Origin of the sequence: Parasphingorhabdus sp. JC815, from assembly GCF_040717415.1 — a bacterium.
Lineage (GTDB): Bacteria > Pseudomonadota > Alphaproteobacteria > Sphingomonadales > Sphingomonadaceae > Parasphingorhabdus.
The window spans coordinates 223,095-241,049 of sequence record NZ_JBFEFM010000002.1 but is presented as its reverse complement, the minus strand read 5'-3'; the positions used below and the strand labels follow the sequence as shown (position 1 = coordinate 241,049).

15 protein-coding genes are annotated in these 17,955 nt (G+C 52.7%); 10 read left to right on the top strand and 5 right to left on the bottom strand.

Annotated elements, in window-relative coordinates:
* Positions 1–16: 16 nt before the first annotated feature.
* On the bottom strand, positions 17–1,726 hold the full coding sequence (locus AB1K62_RS06970; RefSeq protein ID WP_367002427.1) for a sulfatase-like hydrolase/transferase: 1,710 nt from the start codon (positions 1,724–1,726) through the stop codon (positions 17–19).
* Between the two features lie 87 nt (positions 1,727–1,813).
* On the bottom strand, positions 1,814–4,078 hold the full coding sequence (locus AB1K62_RS06965) for a TonB-dependent receptor (RefSeq protein WP_367002425.1): 2,265 nt from the start codon (positions 4,076–4,078) through the stop codon (positions 1,814–1,816).
* A 383-nt stretch (positions 4,079–4,461) separates the two neighbouring features.
* Here AB1K62_RS06965 and leuC point away from each other — a divergent pair, with 383 nt between their 5' ends.
* The gene (gene leuC / locus AB1K62_RS06960) at positions 4,462–5,871 is read left to right on the top strand and encodes a 3-isopropylmalate dehydratase large subunit (RefSeq protein WP_367002423.1); all 1,410 of its coding nucleotides are present in this window, start codon (positions 4,462–4,464) and stop codon (positions 5,869–5,871) included.
* Here leuC and leuD read toward each other — a convergent pair.
* Positions 5,868–6,452, bottom strand: a complete 585-nt coding sequence (gene leuD, locus AB1K62_RS06955) for a 3-isopropylmalate dehydratase small subunit (RefSeq protein ID WP_367002421.1) — start codon at positions 6,450–6,452, stop codon at positions 5,868–5,870. The genes leuC and leuD overlap by 4 nt on opposite strands.
* Positions 6,453–6,660: 208 nt before the next feature.
* Between leuD and AB1K62_RS06950 the strand changes: the two genes are divergently transcribed.
* Positions 6,661–7,167, top strand: a complete 507-nt coding sequence (locus AB1K62_RS06950; protein ID WP_367002419.1) for a MarR family winged helix-turn-helix transcriptional regulator — start codon at positions 6,661–6,663, stop codon at positions 7,165–7,167.
* Between the two features lie 95 nt (positions 7,168–7,262).
* Positions 7,263–7,838, top strand: coding sequence for an NAD(P)H-dependent oxidoreductase (locus AB1K62_RS06945; RefSeq protein ID WP_367002417.1), 576 nt, complete (start codon positions 7,263–7,265; stop codon positions 7,836–7,838).
* Positions 7,839–7,846: 8 nt separating this feature from the next.
* Here AB1K62_RS06945 and AB1K62_RS06940 read toward each other — a convergent pair whose 3' ends face one another.
* The gene (locus tag AB1K62_RS06940) at positions 7,847–8,293 is read right to left on the bottom strand and encodes a MarR family winged helix-turn-helix transcriptional regulator (RefSeq protein WP_367002416.1); all 447 of its coding nucleotides are present in this window, start codon (positions 8,291–8,293) and stop codon (positions 7,847–7,849) included.
* Between the two features lie 222 nt (positions 8,294–8,515).
* Between AB1K62_RS06940 and AB1K62_RS06935 the strand changes: the two genes are divergently transcribed.
* Genes AB1K62_RS06935 through AB1K62_RS06910 form a run of 6 tightly spaced genes read left to right on the top strand, consistent with a single transcriptional unit; the run spans position 8,516 to position 15,220 of the window.
* The gene (locus AB1K62_RS06935; protein WP_367002414.1) at positions 8,516–10,150 is read left to right on the top strand and encodes a long-chain-fatty-acid--CoA ligase; all 1,635 of its coding nucleotides are present in this window, start codon (positions 8,516–8,518) and stop codon (positions 10,148–10,150) included.
* 37 nt (positions 10,151–10,187) lie between these two features.
* The gene (locus AB1K62_RS06930) at positions 10,188–11,315 is read left to right on the top strand and encodes an alpha/beta hydrolase (protein ID WP_367002412.1); all 1,128 of its coding nucleotides are present in this window, start codon (positions 10,188–10,190) and stop codon (positions 11,313–11,315) included.
* Positions 11,315–12,298: an aminoglycoside phosphotransferase family protein gene (locus AB1K62_RS06925; protein WP_367002410.1), complete on the top strand. Its 984-nt coding sequence runs from the start codon at positions 11,315–11,317 to the stop codon at positions 12,296–12,298. Before AB1K62_RS06930 ends, AB1K62_RS06925 begins: the two co-directional genes overlap by 1 nt.
* Positions 12,295–13,605, top strand: coding sequence for a phosphopyruvate hydratase (eno, locus tag AB1K62_RS06920; RefSeq protein ID WP_367002408.1), 1,311 nt, complete (start codon positions 12,295–12,297; stop codon positions 13,603–13,605). Before AB1K62_RS06925 ends, eno begins: the two co-directional genes overlap by 4 nt.
* On the top strand, positions 13,602–14,522 hold the full coding sequence (locus AB1K62_RS06915) for an NAD(P)-dependent oxidoreductase (RefSeq protein ID WP_367002406.1): 921 nt from the start codon (positions 13,602–13,604) through the stop codon (positions 14,520–14,522). Before eno ends, AB1K62_RS06915 begins: the two co-directional genes overlap by 4 nt.
* The gene (locus tag AB1K62_RS06910) at positions 14,522–15,220 is read left to right on the top strand and encodes an alpha/beta fold hydrolase (RefSeq protein ID WP_367002404.1); all 699 of its coding nucleotides are present in this window, start codon (positions 14,522–14,524) and stop codon (positions 15,218–15,220) included. Before AB1K62_RS06915 ends, AB1K62_RS06910 begins: the two co-directional genes overlap by 1 nt.
* Here AB1K62_RS06910 and AB1K62_RS06905 read toward each other — a convergent pair.
* A complete protein-coding gene (locus AB1K62_RS06905; RefSeq protein ID WP_367002403.1) occupies positions 15,213–16,265 on the bottom strand; it encodes a 5-methyltetrahydropteroyltriglutamate--homocysteine methyltransferase in 1,053 nt (350 codons plus the stop codon). The two genes, AB1K62_RS06910 and AB1K62_RS06905, sit on opposite strands and share 8 nt — an antisense overlap.
* Positions 16,266–16,352: 87 nt before the next feature.
* Between AB1K62_RS06905 and AB1K62_RS06900 the strand changes: the two genes are divergently transcribed.
* Positions 16,353–17,918 carry a long-chain-fatty-acid--CoA ligase gene (locus AB1K62_RS06900; RefSeq protein WP_367002401.1) on the top strand — a complete coding sequence of 522 codons (1,566 nt, stop codon included), beginning with the start codon at positions 16,353–16,355 and terminating at the stop codon, positions 17,916–17,918.
* Positions 17,919–17,955 lie beyond the last annotated feature (37 nt).

Genomic DNA, 17,955 nt, shown 5'->3' with positions numbered 1-17,955 from the left:
CCGGGCCGGATATGTTTTAAGCGGGTTGGTTATATATCTCCGTTGGTCCGGGATATTCGCGGCCATCATCGACACCGATTTCATGTTCAATCAGCGCGTTGACCATTTTGTTCAGCCGTAGGACTGTGGCGCGATATTTGGGGTCATTCGCAAGATTGACCAGCTCATTCGGGTCGGCATGGGTATCATATAGCTCCAGATCATTCATCCGGTTCAGCGTTTCCCAATCGGTCGGCGTGTGATGATGGGCCGGTGCAAAATAACGGGCGAATTTATATTTGCCGTCATGAACCCCGCGATGAAGCCGCCGTTTCGACAGGTCATATAATTTGGTAAAATCAAGCTCGCCCTTTTCCGGCATTGGCGGTCCTGCCTGCTCTTTGGGTAATGGTTCCCAATAATGCGCTACGGCATAGTTGAACAAATGCCCTCGTTTGTCGCGAGCGGTTGGTTTGTCGGGCGCAGTGAGCAGGTCAGATACGTCCAGACCGGGCAGGCCGGGAAAGCGGCCCGCCATTTCGCTGCCTGACATGCCGGCAAGGCTCATCAATGTCGGCGCGATGTCAATTGCCCCCATCAGGCCTTTGGTCGTACGTCCGCCGGGGAAATCCGGATGCGCGATAATCATCGGAATATTGGTTTCTTCGCGATACATCGTCGCGCCCTTTTGGCGCATGCCATGGGCGCCGGCGCGCTCGCCGTGGTCGCTGGTGTATATTATGATCGTATTATCAATCTGGCCGCTTTCTTTCAGCGCCCAGAGCAGTTGCGCTATGCGGCGATCAACGTCGCGCAAGCAGTTGTAATAATAGTTGATAAAGCGATGCCATGACGCTTCGTCATCATGGCGCATTTCTCCATAGAAGAAATTATTAAATTCCACGATTGCACGATGTGCTTCCGGCTTGGTCGAAAGATCGTCCTTGTAAAAACTTTCGGGCAGGTCGAACTTGTTATCAACTTCGTATAGCGGGTCGCCCGGTTCACGGCGCAACGGGCCGAGAATATCGGGGTGAGGCCGGCTTTCTGCCTGATTTCCTGTTGCATCATAGAACATGATGTCGTGCGGGTTGACGAGGCCGACGACCTGAAACCACGGTTTCCCACCCGCTTTGTCACGCCGAACATAATCGAAAATGCTGCGTGAGGCATCAGCGGCAACAAACATGTCCGACCGATAGCCGTCCCATGTCAGCCCCAGTTCCTCACCGTCAAAACCATAATCATGGAAACCGTATTTTACCATGTAATCTTCGGTGGTGGGATATATCTTGCCAGTGACGCGTGGCCAATTGCGTTCATGATTGATACGGCTGAGATGCCACTTGCCTTTATAGCTCGTGTAATAGCCTGCAGCCTGCATCATATGGCCAAGCGTAGGCATGTCTTCTGCAGGGACGGGATAGGGTGGCCTGTCGCTGTTAAGAAACATTCCCGTTTGTTGTGTGTGATGGGCCTGGAAAATTGTCGAACGTGACGGCGAACAAGGCGTCGTGTGGACATGGTAATTTTCAACGAGCATGCCGCGTTCCATCAATTCGCGGTGGGCAGGCAGTTTTTCCAGTAACCCGTCGGGATAGCTGGCGACGCTTTGTTCCTGATCTGTGACGATCATCAGGACGTTCATTTTTTTGCCGTTTTTGGCATAGGTCGGTATCGTAAGACCGGCGGCTGCCAAAGCGCCTATGCCCCCGACAAAACTCCGGCGATTTACGTTCCAACTCATATCTTCTCTCCAGTAATCCGGTCTATCAAACTGACCGATAATCTTTTGGGTATCGCCTGCGGTACAATAGCACCGCAGGCGAGGGGGTTAAAATTTAAAGGCGAGATCAACTCCAAATTCGCGTGGTGGCTGATAAAATTGCTGTACCGGGGTCGCTCCGGCAGAGATTGCTCCCGAGATCACATCCTGATCGGTAAGGTTCGATCCATAGAATGTGAGCTTCCATTTATCGTCATGACCCGCGACCGCGATGCTGGCATTCAGCATGACAACTTCCTTGCGGTAATAGCCCGGATCATTGTCGCGGCCCCAAGTGTTAAAGCGCGCAGAATAGCGGGCGTCACTATGTAGTTTGACTTGTCCGAAACTGGTCGGGATTACATAATCAGCCGCTATGCTGCCGCTCCATTTCGGAGCGTTAGCAAGCTCAAGGTTGGTCGAATCGGTCGGCACAGAAAAAGTACCGTTCGGGACGCCGTTGATCAAAATCGGTTCGGCCGGTCCGCACTGGCGCGGTTCAGGCGCACCGTTGGTGAACACGCCATCTGTGTCGGCACAAAAATCAGTATAACGAGCATGCAGATAGGCAAGGTTCGTGCTGATTGTGAAGTTGGATGTCGGGCGCAACATCGCCTCAACCTCGAAACCATAGATTTTCGCTGCGGCCACATTGGTGGTGATATTTTCAGGACGCACCACACCCATTTTTGTTACTGATGATTGAAGATCACGGTAATTGTTCACAAAACCCGCAACATTAAAACGCAGCAAACGATCAAATAAATCGGTTTTTGCTCCGATCTCATAAGCGTTTACACGTTCCGGATTATATGGCCCGATATTTTCGGGTATGGTTCCGCGTGAATTATATCCTCCGGCTTTATAGCCTTGTGAGTAATTGGCATAGACCATGACATCGGGTGTGACTTCATAATTAACCGTCAGGCGCGGTGTAAATTCTGACCATGACGATTCCAGGCTGCTCTGGAACGATGATATTTGATTGGAATTTACAAAAACCTGAGATGCAATGTCGTATTTTTTGCGGTCATGGCTGTAACGGCCACCCATTGACAGCGTCAATCCATCGGCCGGATGGGCGTTGACCAACATAAACGCCGCATAGCTTTCGGTGTCCTGATTTAACTGGGCCAATGTTGTAACAGCCGGATTGGCAAATACAGTGTTAAACTGCCGCCATTTGTCTGTCTGGTAATAAACACCAACGACAAAATCTACTGGCTCACCTTCGGGTGATACATAGCGTAATTCACCACTTTTGGACTCGCCCGAGAAATCACGGCCTACATCCAGTCCCGGCACGGGATTGATCAAACCGTCGAAATCGCCGCGTGTGACATAAGTGAGATGACGATAGCCAAGCACGGAAGTAATGGTGCCGTAGCCAACATCGAGATTTGATGTCCATGATCCGCCATAGCTTTCTGTATTGGCAATAGGATCAAACGGGATGGCCGACTTGCGAATGTCGTTTTTGACCTCATTCGGTAGCAAGTCCCAATTGGGATCGCCATTATCGAGCACATGAGGAGCCGGGCCAACTGTTTTTTGTTTGAGCCAGTCAACCACAATTGTGGAATCAAATGCGCCGCCCCGGTCATAATTAAGTGCACCGCGCACCGATTTGACATTAGCCCCGTTCAGCTTGTTGCCGGTAATGACGTTGCGGCTATATCCATTATAATCACGGAAGTTTACAGCCACCTTCGCCGCAAGAGCATCATCGGCAAAGCGGCCGCTGTTAATCTTGCCACGAAATTGTTTCAGACCATTGGATCCGGCGGTAAGGCGTACTTCTCCGCCAAAGTCATCGGTTGGTCGCGCGGAAATGACGTTGATTGTTCCGGCAAGATTGTTTTTGCCGAACAAGACGCCTTGAGGGCCTTTGAGCACTTCAATACGCTCAATATCAAACAGATCGAGCATGGTGCTGGATACGAACGGAATATATACGCCATCAATGATCGTGCTGACTTTGGGGTCGGCATTGGGATCAGGATCGGCTGTGCTCATCCCGCGGATAGAAATCATGGGAACATTGGCGACCAGACCTTGTGTCTGAAGAACCACATTGGGGGCAAGGCCGTTGAGACTGGTGATGTTGGTGCTGCCACTGGCTTCGACCAGTTCTGCGTTAAATGCGGAAATTGCGATCGGCACGTCCTGCACGCTTTCAGAGCGGCGCTGGGCCGTAACCACAATCTCGCCAAAAGCCTGATTCGCAGCAGGCTGGCTTGATGTCTGCTCAGCTGATGGCATCTGGTCCTGCGCATGTGCTGGCAGTGCAACAAGAGCCGTCGCGGTCGACAGCAATAATAATCGAATTTTCATCAGTTTCTCCCTATCAGCGGCCATTATATCCGCTTGTTTCCCCCCGAATGCGGATAGCGTTATAATCATAGCATCCGGTTTGTTGATTTGTCAGAGCGCAGCCAATTCCATGCGGTTCATTCAAGACCGGATTTTCTGCATCCCAAACGCGCTCTTAACATGGACAATGAATACTTCAAGTGCTAAGTAAACTGGCAAATCATAAGAAATTATGGTTAGATATCTGTGTGTTCTCGATAAATACTTAGAAATCTAACAGAAATATTGAATCATGCCGGTGGTTATCGCTGCGGGCAAAAAGGAAATCTTGACGTGATAAAATGGCATTTTGACATAGGAACGGCTGCACAAACTCTGCGTAGCCTTGCATCTAGCTGATGGCTATGTCTGCACCCCGCACACTGTATGACAAGATTTGGGACGCGCATGTCGTTGCCGAAGATGATGGAGAAACGCTCATCTATGTTGATCTTCATTTAATCCATGAAGTCACCTCACCGCAGGCATTCTCGGGGCTTGCTGCTGCGGGACGCAGTGTCCGGCAGCCGGCATTGGCCTTGGCGCTATCGGACCATAATGTGCCAACTATCAATCAGGATGCCGGTACAAGCGCTGTTACGGACGAAGAAGCACGGGCCCAGTTGGAGGCATTGGCAGAAAATGCCGACCGCGCAGGAATAGAGCGTTTTGCGATGGGCGATCCGCGCAACGGAATTGTCCATGTGGTTGGTCCCGAGCAAGGGCGTTCACAACCCGGCATGACCATTGTTTGCGGAGATAGCCACACATCAACGCATGGAGCATTCGGGGCGCTGGCCTTTGGTATCGGGACGTCGGAAGTGGAGCATGTTCTGGCAACGCAGACAATCCGCCAGCGCCGTTCCCGCAATATGCGTATCCACATTTCCGGGTCATTGTCACCGCATGTCTATGCCAAGGATCTGGCGCTCTATATTCTGCAACAAGTCGGTGTCGACGGGGCCACAGGACATGTTGTCGAATATACCGGCGAAGCCATCCGTTCCCTGTCCATGGAAGCGCGGATGACATTATGCAACCTGAGCATAGAGATGGGCGCAAGGGCTGGTCTGGTGGCTCCTGATGAAAAAACCTATGCCTATTTGAAGGATCGTCCTGCATCACCAGCTGGCGCAGAATGGGACGCAAAGCTAGCACAGTGGAAGCTGTTATCGAGTGATGCAGATGCTGTCTTTGACCGTGAAATAGTGATCGAGGCAAGCGCAGTCCGCTCGATGGTCAGCTGGGGGACCAATCCATCGCAAATAATTGCCATTGATGGACTGATACCTGATCCTGCTTCATTGAACGATCCCACTGCAAGGGGAGAGGCGCAGCGGGCGCTCGACTATATGGACCTGTCACCGGGCATGCCGATTGCCGGGGTGCGCCTTGACCGTGTATTTATCGGAAGCTGTACGAATAGCCGTATCGAGGATTTGCGCGCCGCCGCAGCGATTGTAAATGGCCGGAAAGTTGCCTCACATGTCGAAGCGATGATTGTGCCGGGGTCAGGTCTGATAAAAATGCAGGCGGAGGCCGAAGGCTTGGACCAGATTTTTCGTGATGCCGGTTTTGAATGGCGCCAACCCGGATGTTCAATGTGTGTCGGGATGAATGCCGACAAATTGCGGCCCGGTGAACGCTGTGGATCGACATCCAACCGCAATTTTGAAAACCGGCAGGGGCAAAGCGGCCGGACACATTTAATGAGCCCGGCTATGGCCGCTGCCAGTGCCATCGCCGGACATATTATTGATCCCGATAAGCTTTAGGCTGCTTGCTCAAACCGTTTAATCGCGTCGCTATGTTGTAATGACCGGGCAATGTCATCAAGCCCTTCGATCAGGATATAGCGGTCATTCGGGTCGATAGTAAATGCGATAGATTCTCCAGAGGCGAGAATGATTTCCTGCTCAACAAGATCAACGGTAATCGGTGCATAGTCTGATGCCACAATAGTTTCGCGCAGGTCGTGACAGACGGTATCAGGCAATCTTATCAGCAAAAGTCCGTTTTTGCGGGCATTGGCAGCGAATATGTCACCAAAGCTCGGCGCAATGATACAGCGTATTCCAAAATCGGTGACGGCCCAAACCGCATGTTCCCGTGATGATCCGCAACCAAAATTGCGGTCTGTAATCAAAATCTCGGCATTTCGGCATTGCGGGTGATTAAGAATAAATTCTGCACGTTCCGAGCCATCGGCATGAAAGCGTGCAGATTCGAAAAAATGCTTACCCAGTCCCTCACGGGTCAGGCCCTTCATATATTGGGCGGGGAGTATCAGATCAGTGTCAACATTTGACAGAGGCAAAGGCGCAGCCACAGCCGAGACAGACGTAAATTTTTTCACTGGATTCTCCATATTTCCTATACATCAGGATAAGCGAGAAGGGCTGATGGGTCCAGTCTCTTGTCAAAATTTGGGTAATATCTGCGGCCCTTTCCCTTTGCTCTATAATTGAAAGAATAGATTGCTGGGAATCCCTTTGCGTTCTAAGGATAGTATTTTTTTGGATATGAATCGGCTAGAATAAGCCTACGATATTGGGAGCTGGATATTGGCCACGAAACAACAGAACGATCGTCATAGCCCGGAATATTACACTGATCCGAATAATAGCATCGGCTATCTGGCTCGAATCGTGTTTCGTTCTTTTTCGCGCCTGTTGGAGCGCGGCACATTAACCCAAAATGTGTCAGCTGGCCAGTGGCGGTTCTTGCGGCAATTGTGGCTTGAGGATGGAATCACCCAGCGTGAGTTGAGCGAGCGGGTAGGTATGCGCGAACCAACCACCGTGGTGGCACTGAAAGGTCTGGAAAAGGCCGGTTTTATTGTTCGCAAGAAAACGCCCGTAGATCGGCGCAAAACCTTTATCTATCTGACGCCGCATGCCAAAAAGCTGGAATTGATTCTTGCGCCGATGAACGCCGAAATCCATGAAATCGCGACCCGCGGGATGAGTGACGAGGAAGTGATAATGCTTCAGGAATTAATGCGGCGCGTCATTGAAAATCTGGCCGATGAAACACGACAATTAACTGCATTATCCGAGATTAAAGCGTGAATATTTCGGGCTGATATCAACTGCACTGCACAAGCCGGTGCAGCTATATTTCGTAAATAAGTAAATAATAACCTGTATGTTAGGTAGGAGTAAGCATGACTAAAATCGCCGTAATTACCGGAAGCATTCGTGAAGGATCGTATAACCAGATGCTGGCGAAACTGGCTATCGCGCAATTGGAAGCCCACGGTGCAGAAGTAACGGAAATTGATCTCGCTACATTTGACCTGCCTCTTTATTCCGCTGCGATTGAGGCTAATGATTTTCCGCAAGATGCGTTGCGCCTTAAGCAACTATTGACCGAACAGGATGGATTGCTTGTGGTGTCACCGGAATATAATGGCTCGATCCCGCCGCTGCTAAAAAATGCAATTGATTGGGCCTCGCGGCCAACCGGAGATGAAGGCCTGGTCGCGTTAACGGCCTATCGTGGTAAAGCCGCCGCCATTATGTCGGCATCGCTAAGCCCGTTTGGCGGTCTGCGCGGGCTCATGCACTTGCGCGAGATTTTGACGACAATCCAGATGGTCGTGATTCCGGATCAGGTTGTCATTCCTGCTGCTCATGCGGCTTATGACAGTGATGGCCAGTTAAAAGAGGAATTGCCAGCAACATTGATCAGCATTGCCACGGCGCGATTGATAAAGGTTGCTGCGGCTCTTAACGACTAAGTGGGCTATCAGGCGCTCTTCCGGTTATCATGGTCGATGTTATCACCCCAGTCGGCAACGAGAGATTCGAGCAACGCATCGAATCTCTCCTGACCAAGGACATCGGAAATTTGAGAGGTTAGACTGTCCATCGCCAGTTGGGCATCGCGGCGCATCATTTTCCCGGTGTCGGTCAATGAAAGTGTCACGTGCCGACGATCCTGCGGGTCCACATCTAGCTGCACAATACCGAGTTTCACCATCTGGTTAATCGTGCTGTGGATGGCCTGCCGCGAAATACCAAGATTGCGGGCAATATCTGATGGCCGCACGATCCCGCTGACTATATTGGTCATAACCATAGATTGTGACCGGCTGACCCCGGGCCAGCCGCGATCATGCAGCCGCGCTTGCAGGCCTTCATCCATCCAGCAAAAGCGTTGAAACAGCGCGATGATAAGTTGGTTTTTCCGCATAGGCTGAACCCGCTTTATCTGTGATTATTTGAAAGGCAGATTGCCACAATCTGTGTGAAGCGCGCAAGCGGTGAAAGCAATAGATCGTTGCAAATAAAAAACGCTTAGCATACTATGCTTTATTCAACCGTCATGTTCGCGTTATTGCCGTGTTTCATGTTGGTCCGCCAGTGCAGAAAATATAAGCGATTCAGGAAAAGTTTGAATAGGGAGGCAAGGAAAATGGATGGACTGATGCAGGATGTGCAATTGACGGTCGACCGGATCATAGATCATGCAGCCAACTGGCATGGTGGCCGGGAAATCATCTCTCGCGATGCCGAGGGCCGTGTCACGCGCACAGATTATAAGTCAGTCCATGCCGATGCCAAACGGGTGTCCAATGCGCTTTGTGCAGCAGGTATTGTGCCGGGCGACAGGATTGCAACCATGGGTTGGAACAGCGCGCGACATTTGGCCGCATGGTATGGTGCAGCGGGGATGGGGGCGGTGCTTCATACGCTAAACCCCCGGCTGTTTCCCGAGCAAATTTCCTATATCGCGCAGCATGCCGGTAGCCGTATTTTGATCGCTGATCCATCAACCGCCGATCTGGTTGCACAATTGCTGGAACAGGTGCCAACGATTGAGCAAGTGGTATTTTTCTGCTCCCGCGCGGATATGCCCAAGACGAGTTTCCCTGCGATGGCATTTGACGATTGGATTTCCGGTCAATCGGCAGAATTTGACTGGGGCGAATTTGACGAAAAAAGCGCTTGCGGGCTTTGCTATACGTCCGGAACAACCGGTAATCCTAAAGGCGTCCTATATTCACACCGGTCAAACTATATTCATGCCTTGATGACATTACAGAGCGATGCGCTGGCATTATCAGCCCGTGATACGGTTTTGCTTGTTGTGCCAATGTATCATGCCAATGCTTGGGGCGTTGTTTATTCCGCGCCTGCTGTTGGCGCAAAACTTGTGCTGCCCGGGCAGCGCATGGACGGCGAGTCTATCTATAATTTGATTGAGGAAGAGGGCGTAACCTACTCGGCAGCCGTGCCAACCGTTTGGCAAATGCTGCTTGAATATATGCAGGATAATGACAAGCGGTTCACTACACTGGAACGGGTTACTATTGGCGGTTCGGCTTGCCCTGAATCCATGATCCGCACTTTCCGGGATGATTATGGCGTAGATGTCGTTCAGGGGTGGGGCATGACCGAAACCTCTCCATTGGGCACCGTTTCCGTCCCCAATGCTTCTGTCGCTGCCAAGCCGGATGACGAGCAAATGGCTTATAAGCTCAAGCAGGGGCGTTTGCTCTGCGGGCTTGATATGAAACTGGTTGACGACGCGGGCAATCCTCTGCCGCATGACGGAAAAACGCCGGGGCGCTTGATGATAAAAGGGCCGACAATTGCAGCTTCCTATTTCGGAGGAGAGGGCGGAAACGTGCTCGACGAGGACGGTTTTTTTGACACAGGTGATGTGTCCACGATCGACAGCGAAGGCTATATGCAGATCACCGACCGGGCGAAGGATGTTGTGAAATCAGGCGGCGAGTGGATCAGCTCGATCGAAATAGAGAATATCGCGATCGGCCATGATGCAGTGGCGATTGCGGCAGTCGTCGGCGTTGTGCATCCCAAATGGGACGAGCGCCCGATATTGCTATGTCAGTTAAAAGCCGGTGCGAAGGCCGATGCAGCGGACATCAGGCAGTATCTTGACGGGAAAATTGCCAAATGGTGGATGCCCGATGACATATTATTCGTCGATGAAATTCCGCTCGGGCCAACCGGCAAGATCGACAAACTCAAAATCCGTGCCGGGCTGGAGGGATATTCGCTGCCCTTTGATGCCAGCCGCTGATCACCAACATATCATTATAAACATCAGGAGACATATTATGGACGCAAACGGAACCGAAGGACTGGATGCCCAATTTATCGGGCGGGTTTCGCCGACTGCACCGCGTATTCAGGCAGGCGGACACCCCTGTCAGGGCATTTATTGGACGCAAAGTGGCCAGCGTCCGAAGGTAGCTATCATCGCGACCCATTATAATGTCGATTTTTCCGAACATTATATTGCGCCCTATTTTGCGCGTCAGGGCTTTGGCTTTCTGGGCTGGAACACACGCTATCGCGGCGTTGAGGATCAGTTTCTGTTGGAACACGCCGTTCTCGACATCGGTGTCGGGATGCGCTGGCTAAAGGAAGAAGCAGGCGTCGAGCAGATTGTAATTTTGGGCAATTCCGGCGGCGGATCGTTAATGGGCGCCTATCAGGCCGAAGCAATTGCGCCGACCTTAACCGACCGCTTGCCATCGGTAGGGCAGGACGCCCTGGCTTCTTTGATTAAGGGCGATCTTTATATCTCGTTCAACGCGCACCAAGGGCGGCCCGAAGTGCTGACCGACTGGATGGACGCATCAGTAACCGACGAGAATGATCCGGTCGCCACCGATCCCGAACTGGACCCGTTTAACCCTGATAACGGCCCGCCTTATTCGGCAGAATTCATCGCGAAATATCGCGCGGCGCAACGGGCACGGAACCAACGGATTACCGACTGGGCAAAGGCCGAGCTAAAGCGGTTGAACGATGCCGGTATTCCTGACCGGATATTCCCGATGTTCCGCTGTTGGGGTGATATTCGCTGCGTTGATCCGACAATCGATCCCTCGGATCGCAAAACGAACTGGTGTTACCGGGGCAATCCAGAGATTGCCAACCGCAGCCCAAGTATTGGCCGCGCTAATTCAATAAAAACATGGTTGAATATGTGGAGCCTTGAAACCTCGCCATGTCAGGGTAAGCCGCATCTAGCGAAACATGACACGCCTGCACTGGTGGTTCAGGGGCTGGCCGATACAGGCGTATTCCCAAGCGACGCGAACAAGATTTTCGATTTTATCGGCAGCAAGGACAAGCAGCTTGAGTTGATCCCCGGCGCTCATTATTTTGAAGATTCGATCAAAGAGCGTCAGGATGCAGCCGATCTGGTTGGTAGCTGGATCAAGGAAAAGCTCTGATGCCATCGGCTGATACCGATATTGTTCAGGCATTGCGCGATGCAGATCTGATTGACACGGACCAGCCGGTGTTTCAGCCATTGGCTGGCGGTGTGTCCTGCGATGTATGGAAGGTCGATACACCGTCAGGACCAATTGTAGTAAAGCGCCCACTACCGCAGCTTCGCGTCGCTGCCGAATGGACTGCGCCGGTCGAGAGGGGAGTTAGCGAAGTGCGCTGGCTTCAACGGGCGCGCGCGGTTGATCCTTCCATCGCTCCCAAAGTGCTAGCCGAGCTATCCGTCGGCCATGCCTTTGCGATGGAGTTTTTGCCTGATTGTCCGGTATGGAAGGATGAATTGGTTGCAGGTCGCGTTGACATAGGTTTTGCAAAACAAGTCGGACGCGGGATTGCTGCGGTTCATTCCGCGACAGCAAACAGGGATGAAGACCGCGACGCATTTCGTAATGATGAGATGTTTCGCGCACTGCGCGTTGATCCGTTTTTATTCTATGTAGCAGAGCAAGAGGCTGAATTAGCCCCTGCGCTTCACGCTATTGCTAATGACCTGATGGCGCGAAAAATCGCACTGGTGCACGGGGACATTAGCCCCAAGAATATCCTTGTGAGCGGCGATGATCCGGTATTCATTGATGCCGAATGTGCAGTTTATGGCGATCCGGCATTCGATCTGGCTTTCTGTATTACGCATTTGTTGTTGAAGGCCGTGTGGCTGGATGATGAGCGGTTAAAACAATCCGCTACGGCGATGGTTGATGCCTATCGCGCGGGCATAGATTGGGAGACACCAGAAGCGCTGTTACTTCGCGCCGGGCGGCTTACTGGCGCATTGCTGCTTGCGCGGGTGGAGGGCAAATCACCCGCGCCATATCTCACTGATACAGAACAAAAAAATATCGTGCGTGAACAAGCACGCGCGCTGATCCTCGATGCTTTGCCTATTGATGATCTTGTTACCCAATGGAAAAGGACTTTTGCATGACTTCACGTATCGCTTCAATTACCGGACGCCAGCTTTGGGACTCGCGCGGGCGGCCCACGGTAGAGGCTGAAGTTACCCTTGAATCCGGCGCAGTCGGGCGTGCTATTGCACCCGCCGGTGCGTCACGCGGCGCGCATGAGGCTGTTGATCTGCGTGACGGGGGCGAAGCATTCGGCGGCTATGGTGTTACGCGCGCTGTCTCGGCAATCGGTGCTGAGATTGCTCCATTGTTAAATGGCATGGATGCGCGTGAACAAGCAGCGATTGATAGTGCGCTGATCAATCTTGACGGCACACCCAACAAGGCGCGGCTGGGCGCCAATGCGGTTGTTGCTGTCTCCATGGCGGTCCTTCACGCGGCGGCGGCAGATGCTCGCGCTCCGCTCTGGCAATATTTGGCTGATGGTAAATCTGTGCGTATCCCGCTACCCGAAATACAGATTTTCGGCGGAGGCGCACATGCCGGTCGCCGCACCGATGTGCAGGACTTTATGATTATGTGCCCTAAAGCCGGTAGTTTCCGCCGTGCGCTTGAAATTACCGATGATGTTTACCGTGCTGCGGGCCGATTGATGGAAGAAAAAGGCCCGCTGACCGGCGTTGCCGATGAAGGCGGCTGGTGGCCGAATTTTACATCGAACGAGGATGCTCTAGATACGCTGACACGCGCGATAGAGGCGAGCGGACACCGCGGCGGTGAAGATGTGTTCATTTCGCTCGATGTGGCGGCCAATGAACTGGGCGATGCGTCGGGTTATAATCTTGCGCTTGATGACCGCCGGTTATCGGGAGAAGAAATGGGCGCTCGGATCATTGAATGGACAAAAACCTATCCGATCCTGTCGGTAGAGGATCCAGCGGGACAGGATGATTGGGAAACAATGGCGGCGGTAACTGCGGCGGTTGGCGATAAAGTGCAGATTATCGGCGACGATGTGCTGGTGACCAATGCCAAGCGGGTCGATGATGCACATGCGGCTGCTGCCTGTAACGCCGCGCTGATCAAGGTGAACCAGGTCGGCACAGTGACCGAAGCGAAAGCAGCATTGGATGCTTCGCTCGCACATGGGTGGGGGGCAATTGTTTCGGCGCGTTCGGGAGAGAGCGAAGATGTCACAATTGCTCATTTGGCGACTGGCTGGAATGCAGGACAGTTAAAGGTCGGCAGCTTCACCCGCTCCGAACGTATGGCAAAATGGAACGAAATGCTACGCATAGAAGAAGCAATGGGCAGCGATGCCGTGTTTGCAGGCGCATCGGCTTTTGCCGCTCCGATAAACGATATGGTTGAAAGGTTGGGCGCATGATTGTTCTGCATGCCCGTCCAAGCCCGGGCTTTCGCGCGGCGGTTGATAGTATTTTTGGGTCCGGCGTTGTAACACATGTCGATGAAGCGGAGCCACTTGATAGCGTAGCCCCCGATATTACGACATTGCTTCATGTGTTAACCCCGGTGACGAGCGAATTTATTGCTTCGGCTCCCAAGCTGAAATTGATCCAGAAAATCGGCGTAGGAGTGAATACCATTGCGCTTGATGCGGCCCGTGACAATGATGTTGCCGTTTGTAACATGCCGGGCACAAACAGTCAGGCGGTGGCAGAAATGGCGCTGTCTTTAATGATGGCTGTGTTGCGTCGCACTTGTTTTTTCGATGCGCGGACTCGCGGCGGAGAGGGGTGGACGGCTGATCCATCAGAGCTTGATAATGTGGGTGAGATTGCCGGGCGCACTGTTGGTCTGGTCGGATTTGGTAATTCCGCCCAGCGGCTGGCACCGGTGCTCGAGGCGCTGGGCGCAAAAGTTGTCTATACTGCCCGCAGCCAGCATGATGTCCATTATGAATATTGGCCGCTCGACCGGATTGTGGCCGAATGTGACATAGTGTCGCTGCACATGCCGCTTACCGAAGAGACACGCGGGGCCATTGATCCATTGGCGATGAAGACGGGCGCTGTGCTGGTGAACACGGCGCGCGGGGAACTGGTGGCCGAAGAACGATTGGTTGAAGCATTGGCATCTGGCCATTTGCGCGGCGCGGGGCTTGATGTGTTCATGAATGAACCTCTGGCGCCGTCGGACCCGCTTCTGACCCTGCCAAACGCATTGCTTGCGCCGCATATTGCGTGGCTGACACCCGAAACGCTGTCACGCAGCATGGGCGTTGCCTATGAAAACCATCGCCGCCTTTTGGCCGGTGAACCCCTTTTGCATCAGGTAGTCTAATGTCCCTTCCTATTGTACTTATCACAGGCCAACTACTCACCGATGCCGTATGGGAGCCGCTTCTCAATGCGTGGAGCGACCGCGAGGTGATTGTGGCCGATAACCAGCATGGCGAAACAATCGGAGAGATGGCGCAGAATCTGCTCGATAACGCGCCGGAGCAATTCATCCTGATTGGGCATGCAATGGGCGGATTTGTTGCGTTTGATGTAATGCGCCGCGCCCCCGAACGGGTGGCAAAGCTGCTATTGATTTCGACGCTGGCTTCCGCCGATGGCCCTGCACAAACCACGCGGCGGCAGGGATATATCGATCTTGTAGAAAGCGGAAAATTCGATCAGGTGGTCGAAGAACGTATTCCGATTCTGTTCCCGGAGGCCAAACGCAATGACGAACGTCTGCTCACCATCGCGCGAAAAATGGCTGCGGATACAGGCGCGGATACATTTTTGCGGCAACAGCGCGCAATTATGGCGCGCAGTGATAGCCGTCCAAAGCTATCGGAAATATCCGTTCCCACCTTGCTTGTCTGGGGCGATCAGGACGGAATTACCACCCGCGCCCATCATGACGAGATATTAGAGGGCATAACAAATGCGCGGCTTGAGGTCATTGAAGGAGCAGGACATTTACCAACGGTTGAAATGCCGGAGGTGGTTGTCCCGATCCTTACAAAGTTTATTGACGAGCCTATTTAAGCTCCGCCCGCACGATTGCTGTGCCGTCAACCATGGCTTTGAGCTTTTCGAGTGAATGATTGCGGCTGTGATATTTCATGCCACAATCAGGGGCAATCCATAGGCGCTTGGCATCCACATAGCGTAATGCTTCGCGGATACGCCCGGCAACCACTTCGGGTGTTTCAACTTCCTGTGTAGACAGGTCGAGGACGCCATACATAATCGTTTTGCTGGGTAATTCAGCGAGGATCGCGGGATCCAGCTTTGGTTGCGCGGCCTCCACCGAGATCACATCGACTGCTGACGCATCCAGCTCGGCAAGAAAATCATAGGCTTTGGGTTTGGGTTTTGTTGAACCCGCGCCATGATGGACCATCGCATAGCCAAAGCAGATGTGAAGCGCCGTTGTTCCTTCTACTCCGTCAAGTGCGCGGTTGATGGCTTCTATGGCATAATATTGGGCATCATCAGCGCGTGCTTGAAGATATGGTTCATCGAGTTGCACGACATCAACGCCAGCAGCAAACAGGTCTTTGACCTCTGCATTGACCGCATCGGCATAATCCATCGCCATCGCGCGGGCATCTGGATAATAGCCGTTTTCGGCTTGCTGGGTCATGGTGAATGGGCCGGGCAGAGTCAGCTTTACCGGCTGTTTTGTGTGACGACGCAGAAATGCGGCGTCTTGCGATTCGATTGGTGCAAGCCGGCGGATCGGTCCGGATACAAGTGGCACAGGATTGGCTTTTCCGGTGCGGTCGATAGCCGTGCCGTGTTTTTCGGTGTCGATACCCGATAATGCGGTTGCAAGCCGGTTTGAATAGCTTTCCCGGCGCATTTCGCCGTCACCGATAATATCAATGCCGACTTCTTCCTGATCGCGAATCGCCATAAGGGTCGCCGCTTCCTGTGCTTCTGCGAGCCAGGGCTCGGCTATGCGCCACAATGTTTCGGCACGGACGCGCGGAGGCAGGCTGTGATTCAGGCGTTCACGGTCAATCAGCCATTCTGGCTGAGGGTAGCTTCCAACAATTGTGGTCGGTAAAATAGGGTATTTGGACAAAAGCTTATCCTTATAAATTTTAGACTAGCCAAGTAATTGCTTAGCACTCTATCTAATGCAAGTATAAAGGTAGCGAAGGAGAGCGAAATGATCGATTTAAATGCCATTCAGACCCTTGCGGATATTCCCGGTGCACAGGCCCGTGCCAGAGGAGATGCCATCGCGATTAAATTTGGTGAGCGCGAAACAAGCTATGCTTCGCTCGATATGAAATCAAATCGCGTCGCCCACGCGTTAAATGCGTCCGGCATAGCTCCCGGCGATCGTGTGTCCGTTCTCACCAAGAACCATGACAGCTGGTTTCCGCTTTTCTTTGGTAGCGCGCTGGCACGAGCCTGTCTCGCGCCGGTTAACTGTCGCCTTGCCGCAGCAGAAATAGCCTTTATTCTGGATGATGCGGGGCCGAAACTCTTGTTTGTCGGGGAGGATTATTTTGACAGCGCACTTCAGGCTGTGTCGGGCCTTGCTTCGCCGCCGCGTCTGATCGCGCTTTACGGATCGCATCCTGAATTTGAATCTTTTGATGACTGGTTGGGCGATGCTGGTGCTGCACCACTGGAAAGCAGGCCGCAACTGAGCGACGATGTGCTTCAGCTTTATACCAGCGGCACGACCGGCCGGCCCAAGGGTGTTGTGCTCGCTCATCATAATTATCGCCGCTTTCTGGAGATGGCGACCCGGATTGACGGTTTTGCCTATAATGAGGATGAAACAGTAATGATCGTTATGCCGCTATTTCATGTAGCGGGCACGAACGTCAGCTTTTCCGGGTTAGCGCAGGGTGGGCGGTTGTTGCTGGTCAAGGATTTTTCTGCCGGTGAAGCCATTAGCATGATGCGGGAAGAAAATGTCGCGCATGCCTTTTTGGCGCCTGCTATGATCCAGATGATGCTGCAACAACCCGAAGCAGGGGCGAGTGACTATCCGGAACTGAAATCAATCGCTTATGGCGCGTCGCCAATTGCTGAAGATGTGCTCCGCCGCGCACAGGCAACTTTTGGATGTGATTTTGTGCAATTTTACGGAATGACCGAATCCAGCGGTGGCGGTGCAACATTGTCGCCCGCGGCGCATCAATTGCCCGAAAAGCTCACTTCTTGCGGAAAACCGTGGCCCGAAACCGACATGGCCATTCTGGACAGTGACGGAAAAGAACTGGATGATAACGAAATTGGCGAGATTGCGATACGTGGTGATCTGGTGATGCAACGCTATTGGAACCGCGAAGAAGCTACGGCGGAAACGCTGGCTGGCGGCTGGCTCCATACCGGCGATGTCGGATACCGTGATGCAGACGGCTATTATTTTGTTCACGACCGGATAAAGGACATGATTTTGTCCGGTGGTGAAAATGTATATCCGGCAGAGGTCGAAAGCGCGATTATGGGCTGTCCGGGAGTTGCCGATATAGCGGTGATCGGTGTGCCTGATGACAAATGGGGCGAAGCTGTAAAGGCGCTGGTCGTGCGCGCTGCCGATCAACGGCCCGAAGCGGAAGATATTATCGCTTGGGCGCGAGAGCGGATAGCTGCTTTCAAGGTTCCGAAAACTGTAGCATTTATCGACGCCCTGCCGCGCAATCCATCAGGCAAAGTGTTACGCCGCGAATTGCGCGCTCCCTATTGGGAAGATCGTGACCGTTCTGTGGGGTAAGCCCGGTTATAAGTCACCTAAAACTACGGTTTTGAAA

Excerpts from the sequence above, each read along its gene's own strand:
- AB1K62_RS06945 (WP_367002417.1), top strand. The coding sequence starts at position 7,263 with ATGACTAAAATCGCCGTAATTACCGGAAGCATTCGTGAAGGATCGTAT.
- AB1K62_RS06925 (WP_367002410.1), top strand. The coding sequence starts at position 11,315 with ATGCCATCGGCTGATACCGATATTGTTCAGGCATTGCGCGATGCAGAT.
- AB1K62_RS06935 (WP_367002414.1), top strand. The coding sequence starts at position 8,516 with ATGGATGGACTGATGCAGGATGTGCAATTGACGGTCGACCGGATCATA.
- leuC (WP_367002423.1), top strand. The coding sequence starts at position 4,462 with ATGTCTGCACCCCGCACACTGTATGACAAGATTTGGGACGCGCATGTC.
- AB1K62_RS06970 (WP_367002427.1), bottom strand. The coding sequence starts at position 1,726 with ATGAGTTGGAACGTAAATCGCCGGAGTTTTGTCGGGGGCATAGGCGCT.
- AB1K62_RS06965 (WP_367002425.1), bottom strand. The coding sequence starts at position 4,078 with ATGAAAATTCGATTATTATTGCTGTCGACCGCGACGGCTCTTGTTGCA.
- AB1K62_RS06930 (WP_367002412.1), top strand. The coding sequence starts at position 10,188 with ATGGACGCAAACGGAACCGAAGGACTGGATGCCCAATTTATCGGGCGG.
- AB1K62_RS06900 (WP_367002401.1), top strand. The coding sequence starts at position 16,353 with ATGATCGATTTAAATGCCATTCAGACCCTTGCGGATATTCCCGGTGCA.
- AB1K62_RS06910 (WP_367002404.1), top strand. The coding sequence starts at position 14,522 with ATGTCCCTTCCTATTGTACTTATCACAGGCCAACTACTCACCGATGCC.
- eno (WP_367002408.1), top strand. The coding sequence starts at position 12,295 with ATGACTTCACGTATCGCTTCAATTACCGGACGCCAGCTTTGGGACTCG.
- AB1K62_RS06940 (WP_367002416.1), bottom strand. The coding sequence starts at position 8,293 with ATGCGGAAAAACCAACTTATCATCGCGCTGTTTCAACGCTTTTGCTGG.
- AB1K62_RS06915 (WP_367002406.1), top strand. The coding sequence starts at position 13,602 with ATGATTGTTCTGCATGCCCGTCCAAGCCCGGGCTTTCGCGCGGCGGTT.